General features: G+C 71.1%; 14 protein-coding genes. 5 read left to right on the forward strand and 9 right to left on the reverse strand.

All coding sequences use genetic code 11. The features are described 5' to 3' along the window. Window positions 1–179: 179 nt before the first annotated feature. The 3 genes from ABZ354_RS12545 to ABZ354_RS12555 form a co-directional block, all read right to left on the reverse strand. Window positions 180–1,142, reverse strand: coding sequence for an SPFH domain-containing protein (locus ABZ354_RS12545; protein WP_358655838.1), 963 nt, complete (start codon window positions 1,140–1,142; stop codon window positions 180–182). Between the two features lie 140 nt (window positions 1,143–1,282). Beyond that, complete coding sequence (locus ABZ354_RS12550; RefSeq protein WP_358655840.1) at window positions 1,283–1,714, reverse strand: NfeD family protein; 432 nt, start codon at window positions 1,712–1,714, stop codon at window positions 1,283–1,285. An 82-nt stretch (window positions 1,715–1,796) separates the two neighbouring features. Next, window positions 1,797–2,594 (reverse strand): ABC transporter ATP-binding protein, encoded by a 798-nt coding sequence (locus tag ABZ354_RS12555; protein ID WP_358655842.1) that lies wholly within the window; start codon window positions 2,592–2,594, stop codon window positions 1,797–1,799. Between the two features lie 150 nt (window positions 2,595–2,744). Here ABZ354_RS12555 and ABZ354_RS12560 point away from each other — a divergent pair, with 150 nt between their 5' ends. Further along, a complete protein-coding gene (locus ABZ354_RS12560) occupies window positions 2,745–3,533 on the forward strand; it encodes a hypothetical protein (RefSeq protein WP_358655844.1) in 789 nt (262 codons plus the stop codon). A 130-nt stretch (window positions 3,534–3,663) separates the two neighbouring features. Here ABZ354_RS12560 and ABZ354_RS12565 read toward each other — a convergent pair whose 3' ends face one another. From ABZ354_RS12565 to ABZ354_RS12575, 3 genes are all read right to left on the reverse strand, one after another. Beyond that, complete coding sequence (locus ABZ354_RS12565) at window positions 3,664–3,906, reverse strand: chaplin (RefSeq protein WP_358655846.1); 243 nt, start codon at window positions 3,904–3,906, stop codon at window positions 3,664–3,666. 144 nt (window positions 3,907–4,050) lie between these two features. Continuing rightward, the gene (locus ABZ354_RS12570; RefSeq protein ID WP_358655848.1) at window positions 4,051–4,692 is read right to left on the reverse strand and encodes a response regulator transcription factor; all 642 of its coding nucleotides are present in this window, start codon (window positions 4,690–4,692) and stop codon (window positions 4,051–4,053) included. Next, a complete protein-coding gene (locus tag ABZ354_RS12575) occupies window positions 4,685–5,830 on the reverse strand; it encodes a GAF domain-containing sensor histidine kinase (protein WP_358655850.1) in 1,146 nt (381 codons plus the stop codon). The genes ABZ354_RS12570 and ABZ354_RS12575 overlap by 8 nt, the downstream gene beginning before the upstream one ends. 281 nt (window positions 5,831–6,111) lie before the next feature. On the opposite strand from ABZ354_RS12575, the gene ABZ354_RS12580 reads away from it, so the two are divergent. The 3 genes from ABZ354_RS12580 to ABZ354_RS12590 all read left to right on the forward strand — a co-directional run bounded on the left by ABZ354_RS12580 (window position 6,112) and on the right by ABZ354_RS12590 (window position 9,013). Beyond that, complete coding sequence (locus ABZ354_RS12580) at window positions 6,112–6,810, forward strand: SDR family oxidoreductase (RefSeq protein WP_358655851.1); 699 nt, start codon at window positions 6,112–6,114, stop codon at window positions 6,808–6,810. Beyond that, a complete protein-coding gene (locus tag ABZ354_RS12585) occupies window positions 6,807–7,988 on the forward strand; it encodes an S-adenosylmethionine:tRNA ribosyltransferase-isomerase (protein WP_358655853.1) in 1,182 nt (393 codons plus the stop codon). The genes ABZ354_RS12580 and ABZ354_RS12585 overlap by 4 nt, the downstream gene beginning before the upstream one ends. A gap of 305 nt (window positions 7,989–8,293) precedes the next feature. After that, window positions 8,294–9,013, forward strand: coding sequence for a transglycosylase SLT domain-containing protein (locus ABZ354_RS12590; protein ID WP_358655855.1), 720 nt, complete (start codon window positions 8,294–8,296; stop codon window positions 9,011–9,013). Between the two features lie 83 nt (window positions 9,014–9,096). Here ABZ354_RS12590 and ABZ354_RS12595 read toward each other — a convergent pair whose 3' ends face one another. Then, window positions 9,097–11,649 (reverse strand): FHA domain-containing protein, encoded by a 2,553-nt coding sequence (locus ABZ354_RS12595; RefSeq protein WP_358655857.1) that lies wholly within the window; start codon window positions 11,647–11,649, stop codon window positions 9,097–9,099. 542 nt (window positions 11,650–12,191) lie between these two features. Here ABZ354_RS12595 and serB point away from each other — a divergent pair. Beyond that, window positions 12,192–13,454 (forward strand): phosphoserine phosphatase SerB, encoded by a 1,263-nt coding sequence (gene serB, locus ABZ354_RS12600; RefSeq protein ID WP_358655859.1) that lies wholly within the window; start codon window positions 12,192–12,194, stop codon window positions 13,452–13,454. Between the two features lie 530 nt (window positions 13,455–13,984). Here the strand turns inward: serB and ABZ354_RS12605 are convergent. After that, on the reverse strand, window positions 13,985–14,503 hold the full coding sequence (locus ABZ354_RS12605; RefSeq protein WP_358655861.1) for a histidine phosphatase family protein: 519 nt from the start codon (window positions 14,501–14,503) through the stop codon (window positions 13,985–13,987). 83 nt (window positions 14,504–14,586) lie between these two features. Continuing rightward, window positions 14,587–14,793 (reverse strand): hypothetical protein, encoded by a 207-nt coding sequence (locus ABZ354_RS12610; protein ID WP_358655863.1) that lies wholly within the window; start codon window positions 14,791–14,793, stop codon window positions 14,587–14,589. Between the last annotated feature and the right edge of the window lie 200 nt (window positions 14,794–14,993).

Genomic DNA, 14,993 nt, shown 5'->3' on the forward strand with positions numbered 1-14,993 from the left:
GCTGCATGAGCCGGGAGTATGCCTCCCGCTCCCGGGTGAGCTTCTTCCTGCCCTGAGGCTTCGTCCGGTCCTTACGGATCTCGAAGTCCATCGCATCCCTTGCACTGGGGTGTTGCAACGACTCCTAGAACCCAAGGCGGAGGGGGTGCCCCCTTTCGTGCGTGCGGGGAGAGCTGGTGTCAGTCGATGGAAGGCTTCTCGCGGCGTTCCTGCGCCGGGACGCCGGCTCCGCCGTTTCCACTGCCCGAACCGCCGCCGAGGCCGCCGAGGCCGCCGAAGTTGCCCATGGCACCGGACAGGCCCTTGAGAGCGTCACCGATCTCGCTGGGGACGATCCAGAGCTTGTTGGCGTCGCCCTCGGCGATCTTGGGGAGCATCTGGAGGTACTGGTAGGAGAGGAGCTTCTGGTCGGGGTCGCCGGCGTGGATGGCTTCGAAGACCGTACGGACCGCTTGCGCCTCGCCCTCGGCGCGCAGGGCGGCGGCCTTGGCCTCGCCCTCGGCGCGCAGGATCTGGGACTGCTTCTCGCCCTCGGCGCGCAGGATCTCGGACTGCCGCACACCTTCGGCCTGGAGGATCGCGGCGCGCTTGTCGCGGTCGGCGCGCATCTGCTTCTCCATCGAGTCCTGGATGGAGGTGGGCGGCTCGATCGCCTTGAGCTCGACGCGGTTGACGCGGATGCCCCACTTGCCGGTGGCCTCGTCGAGGACGCCGCGCAGGGCCGCGTTGATCTCCTCACGGGAGGTCAGGGTCCGCTCGAGGTCCATGCCGCCGATGATGTTGCGCAGGGTGGTGACGGTGAGCTGCTCGATCGCCTGGATGTAGCTGGCGACCTCGTAGGTGGCGGCCCGTGCGTCGGTGACCTGGTAGTAGATGACGGTGTCGATGTTGACGACCAGGTTGTCCTGGGTGATCACCGGCTGGGGAGGGAACGGCACGACCTGTTCACGGAGGTCGATGCGGTTGCGGATGGTGTCGATGAACGGGACGACGATGTTGAGGCCCGCGTTGAGTGTGCGGGTGTAGCGGCCGAAGCGCTCCACGATGGCGGCGCTTGCCTGTGGGATGACCTGGATCGTTTTGATCAGGGCGATGAAGACCAACACCACCAGAATGATCAGGACGATGATGACCGGTTCCATCGACGTTCCCCGTACCCTTCTCCGCCTTGGCGCTCGTGGAAGATCCGAAGATCCTACGGCTCTTGAAGATCTTGCTGGTCGAGTCTGACAGACCGTCGTGTGCCACGTGGGGCATTCGGTGCAGTCTGCGTCGTTCGCGGTCACATGACGATCGCTGTGGCCCCTTCGATGTCCACGACGTCCACTTCCTGTCCGACCTCGTAGGCGCTGCCGTTGTCGAGGGCGCGGGCCGACCAGACTTCCCCGGCGAGCTTGATACGTCCGCCGCGCGCGTCGACACGCTCCAGGACGACGGCTGTTCTGCCCTTGAGCGCGTCCACGCCGCTGGTGAACCGGGGGCGTTGTGAGCGGTGCCGGTATGCGATGGGCCGGACGACGGCGATGAGGGCGGTCGAGACGACCACGAAGGCCACGACCTGAACGACGGCACCACCGCCGAAGAAGCCCGAGACCGTCGCCGCGGCGACGGCACCCACCGCGAGCATGCCCAGCTCGGGCATGGCGGTGACCACCAGCCCGATGCCGAGCGCTGCCGCTCCGACCAGCCACCACACCCATGCGTCGATGTCCACGGGTTCATGGTAGGTCGCGGGGCCCGGTCACCGACAGTGCGCCGGTCCGTTCAAGGCGCTTGCGGTGGTGGGTTCTTGGGGTTCAGGACAGCGGCAGGCCCTGCGCGGTCCAGCGGTCGCCGACCTGTTCCACGACGAGGGGCAGGCCGAAGCAGAGGGAGAGGTTGCGGGAGGTGAGCTCGAGCTCCAGCGGTCCGGCGGCGAGGACCTTGCCCTGGCGGATCATCAGGACGTGGGTGAAGCCGGGGGCGATCTCCTCGACGTGGTGCGTGACCATGATCATCGAAGGGGCGATGGGGTCGCGGGCGAGACGGCCGAGGCGCCGTACGAGATCTTCGCGGCCGCCGAGGTCGAGGCCGGCGGCGGGCTCGTCGAGGAGCAGCAGCTCGGGGTCGGTCATCAGGGCGCGGGCGATGAGGGTGCGCTTGCGTTCGCCCTCGGAGAGGGTGCCGAACTTGCGCTCCAGGAACTCGGACATGCCGAGGCGGTCGAGGAAGGCGCGGGCGCGCTGCTCGTCGATCTCCTCGTAGTCCTCCTGCCAGTGCGCGGTCATGCCGTAGGCGGCGGTGAGGACGGTCTGGAGGACGGTCTGGCGCTTGGGGAGCTTGTCGGCGAGGGCGATGCCGGCGATGCCGATGCGGGGGCGCAGTTCGAAGACGTCGGTGCCGGGGGTGCCGAGGGTTTCACCGAGGATGGCGGCGGTGCCGCTGCTGGGGTAGAGGTAGCTGGAGGCGATGTTCAGGAGGGTGGTCTTGCCGGCGCCGTTGGGACCGAGGATGACCCAGCGTTCCCCTTCCTTCACCGACCAGGAGACCTGGTCCACCAGAGCCCGGCCCTCGCGGACCACGGATACGTCCTGAAGCTCCAGAACATCGCTCATGAGCGCGTTGTCTCCCCTTGCAGTGTGGCCGGTCTCGGCTGTCGCGGTCGCCTGTGGCTCGGTCCGCCGCGCCCGCGGGCGCAGCCCTTCAGAAATCTACGCCACTGGTCGGCGCATCCATTCCATCGGTCCTGTCCTTAGGGTGGAGGCATGTTGTCGGAACCACGCTCTGGACGACTGGCCTCGTGGGGGAATGCCCTTTTGGCCGGACTTGTCTCGCCAGATGACGCTGTGCTCGCGATGGTCGGCGGGGACGCCGTGCACCGGGTGGAGGGACTGCCGGGTGAATCCGCGCCGGTCGGGCTGACGCTCGCGCTGGGGCGGTTGCGCGCACTCGGGGTGGGTGCGCTGAGGGTGGCGTTGCCCGCGCCGGGTCATCCGCTGGGGCTGAGCGGGCCGCCGGAGTTCAACGCGCGGGCGCTGGAGGCGGAGGAGGCCGTGGTCTGTCACGGCGCGGCGTTCGGCCTGGTGCCCGAGGTGTACGAGGCCGGGCCGGACGGTGATGTGCATGTCGAGGTGGTGTGGCACTGCCTGCCGGTGCGGGAGGCGCCGCCCGCCGATGTGCCGTCCCTCGGGGAGGCCGAGCGAGAACTGGCGGAGGCGCTGCGGGACGCGACCGAGGTGTTGTCGCGGCTGGACGTGGCCGGGTCGGGGCCGGTGGCCCAGGCGGCGGTCGACGCGTACCGGGCACGGGCCGAGCGGGGGCGGGAGGTGCTGGCGCCGGGGTATCCGCCGCGGGCGGTGCGGGTGTTGGAGCTGGCTCAGCGGGTGGGGCTGCTGATTTCCGTGGCGTACGAGAACGGGCACGGCGGTGCGGTGAGTGCCTCGGAGATCGGGGCGCGGGCCGAGGCGTTGCGGCCGGTGGAGCGGACGGCTCGGCGGGCGCAGGTCGCGGCGTACAACTCCGTGGTGGAGGAGCGGGAGCGCGGGGCTCGCTGACCGCGGGCGCCGGATGGTGTGTATACGCCCGGCATCGACGGGGTGCCGCCTGCGGTGGCCCGTGCCGTGGGGGGTGGCGCGGGCGACCGCCGGATGCACGGTCGGCACCCCGTCGTGGGTCAGCCGTGTGTCAGTTCAGGCCGACGTTGCCGAAGGCCGGGTTCATCGCGCCGATGACGCTGACCGAGTTGCCCACGACGTTGACCGGGGCGTGCACCGGGGCCTGGACCAGGTTGCCGGAGGCGACGCCCGGCGACGCCACGGTCTGGCCCGCGACCAGCGCGCCGTCGGTGGCGGAGGCCAGGCCGGCACCGGCGGCGATGAGACCGCCCGCCATCATCGTCGCGGCCACGGCCTTCTTCAGGTTCTTCACTTCTCGAGCCCTCCTCGCGATCACCGCGGCAGTCGCCGCGGCACGCACTGGAGAACGGCCGGGGCGCGCGGTGGGTGCGCCATACGGGGGACATTCCCACGACAGTATGAATCTCGGCCCGGAGGGAACTTCCCGGGGTGCCGGTCAGCCGGCCAGGCCGTGCCGTACGGCCCACAGGGCCGCCTGGGTGCGGTCCGACAGGTCGAGTTTCATCAGGATGTTGGACACGTGTGTCTTCACCGTCTTCTCGGACAGGACCAGTGCGCGGGCGATTTCCCGGTTGGAGCGGCCTTCGGCGATCAGGCCGAGTACCTCGCGCTCCCGCTCGGTGAGCGAACCGCCCCTGCCCTGGCCCGCGTTGGTCTCCTCCTGGGACAGCAGGGCGCCGGCGACCTCGGGCTGGAGCAGGATGTGGCCCGCGTGCACGGAGCGGATGGCGCCGGCCAGGGCTTCCGGGTCGACGTCCTTGTAGACGTAGCCGGCGGCGCCCGCGCGCAGGGCGGGGACCACCGTGCGTTGTTCGGTGAAGCTGGTGACGATCAGTACGCGCGCGGGGTTGCCGAGTTCGTGGAGGCGGCGCAGCGCGTCGACGCCGTCCATGACCGGCATCTTGACGTCCATGAGGATGACGTCGGGCTTGAGTTCCTCGGCGCGGGCGACTCCGTCGGCGCCGTCGGCGGCCTCGCCCACCACCTCGATGTCCTCCTGCACTTCGAGGAACGTGCGCAGGCCCCTGCGGACCACCTGGTGGTCGTCGACGAGGAGCACCTTGATTGCGTCAGCCACCGGGGACCTCCATCTCGATCGTGGTGCCCTTGCCCGGCATCGATTCCACCGTCAGGCCGCCGCCGACGCCATTGGCGCGGTCGCGCATGGAGACCAGCCCCAGGTGGCGTCCGGCGCGGCGCACCGGGCGCGGGTCGAAGCCGCTGCCGTCGTCCGTGATCCGCAGGACGGCGCCGCCGCCGCGCCGGTCCAGGGTGACGTCGACGTGGTCGGCGCCGGAGTGCCGCAGCGCGTTGTGCAGGGCCTCTTGGGCGACTCGGAGCAGAGCCTCTTCCTGGGCCGACGGGAGGGCTCGTACGCCGTGGCTGGTGAACGTGACGCGCGCGGTGTGGGCGCGGTCGAGGACCTGTGTCTGGGTGCGGAGGGTGGCGACGAGGCCGTCGTCGTCGAGGGCGGCGGGGCGCAACTCCACGACGGCGGCGCGCAGTTCGTCGGCGGCCTCGGCGGCGAGCGCGGTCACCTGCTGCAGCTCGCCCTTGGCGCGCTCGGGGTCGCGGTCGACCAGGGCGGTGGCGGCCTGGGCGGTCAGGCGCAGCGAGAACAGTTTCTGGCTGACCGCGTCGTGCAGTTCGTGGGCGAGGCGGGAGCGTTCCTCGGTGATGGTGAGTTCGCGGCTGCGTTCGTAGAGCCGGGCATTGGTGAGGGCTATCGCCGCGTGCTGGGCGAGGATGCCGAGCAGGTCCTCGTCCTCCTCGGTGAAGCCGCAGCCGCCCCCGGGTTTCGGGCAGGTCTTGTTGGCCAGGAAGAGCGCGCCGATGACGTCGTCGCCGTCGCGGATCGGCAGGCCGAGGAAGTCGGCGAGGTCGGGGTGGGCGGCCGGCCAGCCCTCGAAGCGGGGGTCGTCGCGGACGTCGGCCAGGCGCTCGGGCCGGGCCTCGTGGAGCATCGCGGCGAGGATGCCGTGCTGGCGCGGGAGGGGGCCGATGGCCTTCCACTGCTCGTCGCCGACTCCGTCGACGACGAACTGCGCGAAGCCGCCGTGGTCGTCGGGGACGCCCAGCGCGGCGTACTGCGCGTCGAGCAGTTCGCGGGCCGAGGCGACGATCGTCTTGAGGACGTCGCGCACCTCGAGGTGCCTGCTCATGGCCAGTAGCGCGGAGCTCACCGCTGCCAGACCGGACCGGGGGCCGTTGCTCATGTCCTCACCGTACCGGCGGCCGGTGACCGTGCGTATCGGGCGCGTGATGGCCCCGGCCGGGGACGGTGGTCGTAGGTCTGTGGGCCCTGTGGCCGGGGCGCGGGGCGTAGGTCCGGAGGCCGGGAGACGGGGCGTAGGGCCGCGGGCCCGGGCCGGTGGTGTAGGGCGAAGTGCCCTCGGGGTCTGCGTCCGGCGGCCGAGGTGGCGGGGCGGGGTCCCTCCATAGGTTGGCGGCACGCCCGAGGGGGCGGTGGCGACGACGAGACGAAGGGACGGGTGTCATGCCTGTTGCGATCATCACGGGGGCTTCGAGGGGGCTGGGACTGGCGCTGGCCGGGGCGCTGGCCGCGCGGGGCTGGGATCTGGTGCTCGACGCGCGGGGGCCGGTCCCGCTGGCGGAGGCGGCCGGGGTGGTGTCCGCGCACGGCACGCGCGTGACGGCGCTGCCCGGGGATGTCGCGGACGCCGGGCACCGCGCGGAGCTCGTCGCGGCGGCACGGCGCCTCGGCGGGGTGGATCTGCTGGTGCACAACGCGAGCGCGCTGGGTGCCGAACCGCTCGTGGAGCTGGAGAAGCTGCCGCTGGAGGGACTGCGGCGGGCGCTGGAGGTGAACGTGGTGGCGGCGCTGGGTCTGGTCCAGGAGGCGCTGCCGCTGCTGCGGGCGTCGCGGGCGGGCACGGTGATCGCGGTCGGTTCGGACGCGGCGGCCGAGGCGTACGGGACGTGGGGCGGTTACGGGGCGTCGAAGGCGGCGCTGGAGCAGCTCGCGGCCGTTCTGGCGGTGGAGGAGCCGGGGCTGCGGGTGTGGGCGGTGGATCCCGGGGACATGGCGACGGACCTGTACGCGGCGGCCGTACCGGACGACGAGGGGCCGCGGCCCGATCCGGCCGCGGTGGCGCCGGCCTTCCTGCGGCTGCTGGACGAGCGGCCGGTCAGCGGCCGGTACGCCGCCCGGGCTCTGCTGGAGGGACGGCGGTGACGCGGGCCGCGGGGAGCCCGGTGCGGGCCTGGCGGGTGCCCGCCGAGCTGTCGGCGCGGGTGCCGGCCGAGCAGCGGGGCCCTGGGCGGGACCGGGACGCGGTACGGCTGCTGGTGTCGCGCGGGACCGATGTGACGCACCACGCCTTCGCCGAGCTGCCGCGGCTGCTGCGGGCCGGAGACCTGCTCGTCGTCAACACCTCGCCCACGCTGGCCGCGGCCGTCGACGGGCGGATCGGGCGCGCGTGCGTGGTGGTGCATTTTTCCACGCGCGCGGACGACGGCCGGTGGGCGGTCGAGCTGCGGGATCCGTGCGGTGGGGGCGCCACGCGCGCGGGTGCGGGTTCTCCCTCCTCACCGGCGGGGGCATGCGCGGCTCCTGCCGGGGGTACGACGCGCCCGCGGGCGGGCGGGCCCGCGGGTACGGAGGTGTGGCTGCCCGGTGGGGTGAGGCTGGTGCTCGTGGAGCCGCTGGCCGCGGGGAGCGACCGGTTGTGGTGGGCGTCGGTGTCGGGGCCGGGGGTGCCGGGGGTGCTGCGGGAGTACGGGCGGCCCATCCGTTACGCGTACACGGAGCGGGACCAGCCGTTGTCCGTGTACCAGACGGTGTTCGCGCTGCCGTCGCCCGACGGGCTGGGCAGCGCGGAGATGCCGAGTGCGGCGCGGCCCTTCACGGCGCGGCTGGTGGCGGAGCTGGTGAGCCGGGGGGTGCAGTTCGCGCCGGTCACGCTGCATACCGGGGTGGCGTCGGCGGAGGCGCACGAGCCGCCGTATCCGGAGCGGTTCGTGGTGCCGGAGGCGTCGGCGCGGGTCATCAACGCGGTGCGGGCGGGTGACGGGCGGGTGATCGCGGTGGGCACGACGGCCGTACGGGCCGTGGAGTCGGCGGCCGGCGCCGACGGGGTCGTACGGGCGCGGTCGGGGTGGACGGATCTGGTGGTGACGCCGGAGCGCGGGGTGCGGGCGGTGGACGGGCTGCTGACCGGTCTGCACGAGCCGGAGGCCTCGCACCTGCTGATGCTGGAGGCGGTCGCGGGGCGGGCGGCGGTGGAGCGCGGTTACGCGGAGGCCCTGCGCGGGCGCTACCTGTGGCACGAGTTCGGGGACGTCCATCTCGTACTGCCGCAGCCGGGCGGGGAGTTTGCTTACGCAGAGCAGCGCGCGGGGGACGCGGGGTGAGAGCCGGGGGCGCCCCGTGTGAGCCCGGGCATAGGGCGCAGGTCACGTACGAAGGCCAATAGGAGATAAACTCCCCCAAGGCATCCCACATCACCTAGGAATCTGTCCGGGTATGCGCTGTTTCGCCCTTTCGTGATCCACTACAGAGCTTCGTACGTCACATCTTTGCCATGGCTTTTTGCCGCCGCTAACAATGGCTCACGTCGCTCAGCGTCGTGGGTTCTTCCGCGGCGTTCGTGCAGGGAAGCACCAGTGTCCGCCGGACGACGAGCGACCTCCGCGCTATCCGAAGAGGTCCAATCGCCATGCCCAAGATCAGCCTGAACCGTGGTTCCCGTCGCCCCCTCGACCGCAAGTACAAGGTCGCCATTGCCGGTGCCGCCACCCTCGGCGTCTCCGCCCTGGCCTTCTCGGCCGTGCCGAGCAATGCGTCGACGACCACGACCGAGGCCGTGTCCGCCGCTCCGGTGAAGTACAGCTCCGAGCGCGTCGCGGACGTGCAGACCAGCGTCACCGACCAGCTCGCCGAGGCGAACCTCAAGGTCGAGGCCATCGCGGCCAAGAAGAAGGCGGCTGCCGACGCCGCCGCGAAGAAGGCCGCCGAGGCGAAGAAGAAGGCCGTCGCCCAGGCCGTCGCGAAGGAGCGCGCGGCCAAGGAGACCGCCAGCCGCTCCGCTCAGCGCGCCCCGGTCGAGAAGACCTACGCGAACAACCTGGACGGCTGGATCCGTGAGGCCCTCGACATCATGAAGCAGAAGGGCATCCCGGGCTCGTACCACGGCCTGCACAAGAACATCATCCGGGAGTCCTCGGGCAACCCGAAGGCCATCAACCTCTGGGACATCAACGCCCAGAACGGCATCCCGTCCAAGGGTCTGCTCCAGGTGATCCCGCCGACCTTCGACACGTACCACGTGAACGGCACGCCCAAGAACATCTGGAACCCGGTCTCGAACATCACGGCCGCCGCGAACTACGCGGCCGACCGTTACGGTTCGATCGACAACGTCAACAGCGCGTACTGAGGTCGGCGCGGACCTCTGCCCGTGAACACCGAAGGGCGGCACCCACCTGTCGGGGTGCCGCCCTTCGGGCATGACGAACGTGGTTACTTGCGCATGACCTCGGGCTCGTGGCGGCGCAGGAAGCGGGCCACGAAGAAGCCGCAGACCACGCCGAGGAGGATCAGGGCGGCCATGTCCATGCCCCAGGCGCCGACGCTGTGCTCCCACAGCGGATCCGTGTCGGCACCCTCCTCCGGCGGACTGATCCTGTTGAAGTCCAGCGTGGCGCCCGCCGCGGCGACGGCCCAGCGCGACGGCATCAGATACGAGAACTGGTTGACGCCGACCGTGCCGTTCAGCGCGAACAGGCAGCCCGTGAACACGACCTGGATGATCGCGAACATCACCAGCAGCGGCATGGTCTTCTCGGCCGTCTTCACCAGCGACGAGATGATCAGGCCGAACATCATCGACGTGAAGCCCAGCGCCATGATCGGCAGGGACAGCTCGACCAGCGTGAGCCCGCCGAGGACCAGGCCCTCCTCCGGGATCTCCCGGGTGGCGAAGCCGATGACGCCGACCAGCAGGCCCTGCAGCACGGTGATCATGCCCAGCACGAACACCTTCGACATCAGGTACGCCGACCGGGACAGGCCCGTCGCGCGCTCCCGCTCGTAGATGACCCGTTCCTTGATCAGCTCACGGACCGAGTTCGCCGCACCGGCGAAGCAGGCGCCGACCGCGAGGATCAGCAGGACCGTGGTGGCCGTGCCGTTCGGGAGGGTCCGGCCCGTCTGCGGGTTCACCGGGTTGGGCAGCAGGCCCTTGTCGGCGTCGATGAGCAGGCTCACCGCGCCGAGCACCGCCGGCAGGATCACCATCAGCGCGAGGAAGCCGCCGTCGGAGGCGATCACCGAGACGTAGCGGCGCACCAGCGTGACGAACTGCGACATCCAGCCCTGCGGCTTCGGCGGCCGCATCGCCTGCATCGACGGCACCTGTACGGGCTGCGGGGCGACGGCGTCGATCTCCGCGGCGTACATCTGGTAGTGCTGCGAGCCCTTCCAGCGGCCCGCCCAGTCGTAGTCGCGGTAGTTCTCGAAGGCGGAGAAGACATCGGCCCAGGTGTCGTAGCCGAAGAAGTTCAGCGCCTCCTCGGGCGGGCCGAAGTAGGCGACCGAACCGCCCGGCGCCATCACCAGGAGCTTGTCGCAGATCGCCAGCTCGGCCACCGAGTGCGTGACGACGAGGACCGTACGGCCGTCGTCGGCGAGGCCGCGCAGCAGCTGCATGACGTCGCGGTCCATGCCCGGGTCGAGGCCCGAGGTCGGCTCGTCCAGGAAGATCAGCGACGGCTTGGTGAGCAGCTCCAGGGCCACCGAGACGCGCTTGCGCTGGCCGCCGGAGAGGGAGGTGACCTTCTTCTCCTTGTGGATGTCCAGCTTGAGCTCGCGCAGCACCTCGTCGATGCGGGCGTCCCGCTCGGCGGCCGTGGTGTCGGCCGGGAAGCGCAGCTTGGCCGCGTACTTGAGGGCCTTCTTGACGGTCAGCTCCTTGTGCAGGATGTCGTCCTGCGGGACCAGACCGATGCGCTGACGCAGCTCGGCGAACTGCTTGTAGAGGTTCCGGTTGTCGTAGAGAACCTCGCCCTGGTCGGCCGGGCGGTAGCCGGTGAGCGCCTTGAGCAGCGTCGACTTGCCGGAACCGGACGGTCCGATGACCGCGATCAGCGACTTCTCCGGGACGCCGAAGGAGACGTCCTTCAGGATCTGCTTGCCGCCGTCGACCGTGACGGTCAGGTGGCGCGCGGAGAAGGACACCTCACCGGTGTCGACGAACTCCTCGAGCCGGTCGCCGACGATCCGGAACGTCGAGTGGCCGACACCGACGATGTCCGCCGGGCCGAGCAGCTGCGAGCCGCCCTTCGCGATCGGCTGACCGTTGACGTACGTGCCGTTGTGCGAGCCGAGATCGCGGATCTCCAGGCGGCCGTCGGGCGTCGCGTGGAACTCGGCGTGATTGCGCGAGACCTGCAGGTCGGAGACGACCAGGTCGTTCTCCAGGGCACGGCCGATGCGCATCACACGGCCGAGGGCGAACTGGTGGAACGTGGTCGGGCTGCGGTCGCCGTGCACCGGCGGCGCCCCCGCGCCACCACCGGGTGCCTGCTGCTGCGGAATGTGCGCGGCGGGCTGCTGCGGCTGAGGCTGAGGCGCCTGCTGCGGCGGCGTCTGCTGCGCCCAGCCGGCGTTCGCGCCCTGCGCCCCATACGGCGGCTGCTGCGGCTGATGGGCCTGCTGGGAGTGATGGGCCTGCTGAGGCTGAGGGAACTGCTGTTGGGGCTGCGCCTGCGGCGCAGCGGCAGCGGAACCGGAGAAGGTGACCCGCGGTCCCTCGGTCGCGTTGCCCAGGTTCAGGACCGTGGCCGCAGCGATCTCCAGCTGCTGGATCCGTCGGCCCTGCATGAACGTGCCGTTGGTGCTGCCGTGGTCCTCGACGACCCAACTACGGCCGTTGAAACCGACCGTGGCGTGACGCCAGGACACCCTGGCGTCGTCGAACACGACGTCTCCCTGTGGATCGCGTCCGAGCGTGTACGACCTGGACGGATCCAGCGTCCAGGTCCGCCCATTGAATTCCAGTACGAGTTCCGGCACTCCATGCCCCACTGATTTTGTCCCCCGAATAGTGCCCCCGTCGTGGGGAGCCTAGGGATGTCGAACATCGGAGGGAACTATTTCAGGCTCGGGCCCCTGACCGAAAGTCGGGCCTTGTGAAGACCCCGCAGGAGCTCACCGCCGACCTCCTTGAGGGGGTGGAAAGCGGGTCGGAGCGTAGCAACCTCCCGTGAGGGGGACATGGGCGGCAAGAGCCGCGTCGCGGATCCGGGTGCCCGTGGTGCGATCGGAGCGGCGGCCGTGTGACCGGAGGGCCTTTGGTGCACTCTGCCCGGGTGGTGGAGCTGCGGGGTGCGGCGGGCGCGTGAGACGGGGGACGGCTGCGGCGTTCGGGGCAGTCGGTATGGTCACGCATTCCGGCCGGGCGCCCACACTCGGCCGCTACGGCGTCGAGGCGCATCGCGCCACCGAGATCACGCCATTCGGGGCGCGGCCGACGACGGCGGCGCCGCGGCGGTTCCTGTCCGGCTGGCGGACCGCCGGGGCGGAACCCGCGGGGTGCCGGATACGGTGGAAACACCATGAGCGCACTGCAGACCTCTGACGTCCCCACGCTCCTTGTCAAGATCTTCGGCAAGGACAGGCCGGGCATCACGGCCGGCCTCTTCGACACTCTCGCCGCCTACTCCGTCGACGTCGTCGACATCGAGCAGGTCGTCACGCGTGGCCGGATCGTGCTGTGCGCGCTCGTGACCGAGCCGCCCCAGGGTCTGGCGGGCGAGCTGCGCGCGACCGTCCACAGCTGGGCGGAAACGATGAAACTCCAGGCGGAGATCATCTCCGGGCTCGGCGACAACCGGCCGCGCGGCCTCGGCCGCTCCCTCGTCACCGTGCTCGGCCACCCGCTCACCGCGGAGGCGACGTCCGCCATAGCGGCCCGGATCACCAGGACCGGCGGCAACATCGACCGTATCTTCCGGCTCGCCAAGTACCCGGTGACGGCGGTGGAGTTCGCGGTGTCCGGCGTCGAGACCGCGACCCTGCGCACGGCCCTGGTCACGGACGCGGCGGCGCTCGGCGTGGACGTGGCGGTCGTCGCCGCGGGTCTGCACCGGCGCGCCCAGCGGCTCGTCGTCATGGATGTGGACTCCACCCTCATCCAGGACGAAGTGATCGAGCTGTTCGCCGCGCACGCCGGCTGCGAGGACAAGGTCGCCGAGGTCACCGCGGCGGCGATGCGCGGCGAACTCGACTTCGAGCAGTCGCTGCACGCGCGCGTGGCGCTCCTGGCGGGCCTGGACGCCTCGGTGGTGGACAAGGTGCGCAGCGAGGTGCGGATGACGCCCGGCGCACGCACCCTGATCCGTACGCTGAAGCGCCTCGGCTACCAAGTCGGTGTCGTGTCCGGCGGGTTCACCCAGGTCACCGACGACCTCCGGGAACGTCTCGGTCTGGACTTCGCCCAGGCGAACACGCTGGAGATCGCCGACGGGAAACTGACCGGCAGGGTGTCCGGCGAGATCGTGGACCGGGCGGGCAAGGCGAGGCTGCTGCGCCGGTTCGCCGCGGAGGCGGGCGTGCCGCTGTCACAGACAGTGGCCATCGGTGACGGCGCCAACGACCTGGACATGCTGAACGCGGCCGGTCTCGGCGTCGCCTTCAACGCCAAGCCGGTGGTCCGGGAGGCCGCGCACACGGCGGTGAACGTGCCGTTCCTGGACACGGTGCTGTATCTGCTCGGCGTCACCCGCGAAGAGGTCGAGGCGGCGGACACGCTCGACCTCGACCTCGACCTCGACCTGGACCCGGCCACGGGCCCCGAGGCGCACCCCCGGTCACGCTGACCCGGTCCTCACCATCTTCGTGATCATCGCCGTCATCGCGGCCAACGCCGTCATCGCCGGCCTCGGTGGGCCCTCGCCCTGCCGACGGTGATCTTCGCCGCCCTGCTCGCCCCGCGCCCGGGGCCCGGTGCGGCAGGCGCCTCGGCACGCGCTCACCCGCACACGTGCGTGAAGGGCCCGGCACTTCGTGCTTCGTGGTGCCGGGCCTGGCGTTTGCGTTCTCGCCCGTGGTGTCCGTCGGGTGCGACGTTCACACCCGCCCCGGCCCGTCGTACCGCCCGTCCGGGTCCGTCACTTCCGTCCGCGACCCTCGCCCCCGCCCGGGCCCGTCACTCCCGCCGACCGCGGAAGGCCGGGCGACGGCATTCCGTGGGCCGGGATGCCGTGGATCGGGGTTCCGTGGGCCGGGACGCAGTGGATCGGGAAGCCGTGGGCCGAGAAACCCCGGTCGTGGAAAGCCCGGGGCGGGGGTTCCGTGGGCCGAGGGACCGTCGGTCACCCAAGGCTGTGGGCCGGGGTGCCGTGGGCCGCTACTCCGTGGGCGCCCAGTAGGCGACCAGGGCGGCGGCGCCGGGCTCCACGGACTTCCAGTTCCCCGTGAAGGTCAGGACGGCGAACGCGGCGGCCGGGAAGCCGCGGCGGGCCATCCGGTCACGGGCGGTGTCCTCCGCCGCCCCTGCCAGGACCTCGGCGAGGCCGTGGATGCCGGGGTTGTGACCGATGAGCAGGACGTTGCGCGCGTCGTCGGGGGTTTCGTTGAGCACGCTGACGAGCTCGCCGGGCGAGGCGTCGTAGATCCGTTCCTCGTAGACGGTCTTCGGTCGGTGCTCGAACTCGTGCACGGCGAGCTTCCAGGTCTCGCGGGTCCGGGTCGCGGTGGAGCACAGGGCCAGGTCGAAGGGGATGCCGGTGTCGGCCAGCTTGCGTCCTGCGAACGCGGCGTCCATGCGCCCCCGCTCGGCGAGCGGTCGCTCATGGTCGGTCACCTGTGGCCAGTCGGCTTTCGCATGCCGGAAAAGGACAATCCTGCGGGCTTCTGCGACGCTCATGTGTTCCAGCTTCGCATGAAACAGGCCATGAGGCGCAGGGAGTTGACCGCCCTCCCGGCCACCGTCGGCGTGTGATCGGCCGGTCAGCGCGTGATCAGCTGCTGGAGGTGTTCGAGGAGCCTGCTGACCGCCGGGTCTCCTGCGGCGGCCTGGGCATCGGACGGGTGCAGGATCAGGGTGAGCAGGGCGGCGAAGAGCACCGTCGGCAGGGCGAGGGCCCACCAGGGCAGTCTGCCGTCGGCGCCGCCCGGGGAGGCCGGGTGGGGCCGGGTGTGCGAGGGGGCCGACATGGGTGCCTCCGCAGGTCTCGGGACGAATGGTCCGCGCCGCGTGGTCCGCCGTACGCGGCCACCTCTCGAAGCTACGGAATCCGCGGCCCTCAACCCATCCGGAGATCCACCCACTTGCCCCTGACCCTGACCCCCTAGGGGACAGGGGTGCCAGCCCTACCATCGCGGCCCGCGGCAGGGCGTCGGCGTCGACGCCTCGG

Source organism: Streptomyces sp. NPDC005925, assembly GCF_040638805.1.
Lineage (GTDB): Bacteria > Actinomycetota > Actinomycetes > Streptomycetales > Streptomycetaceae > Streptomyces.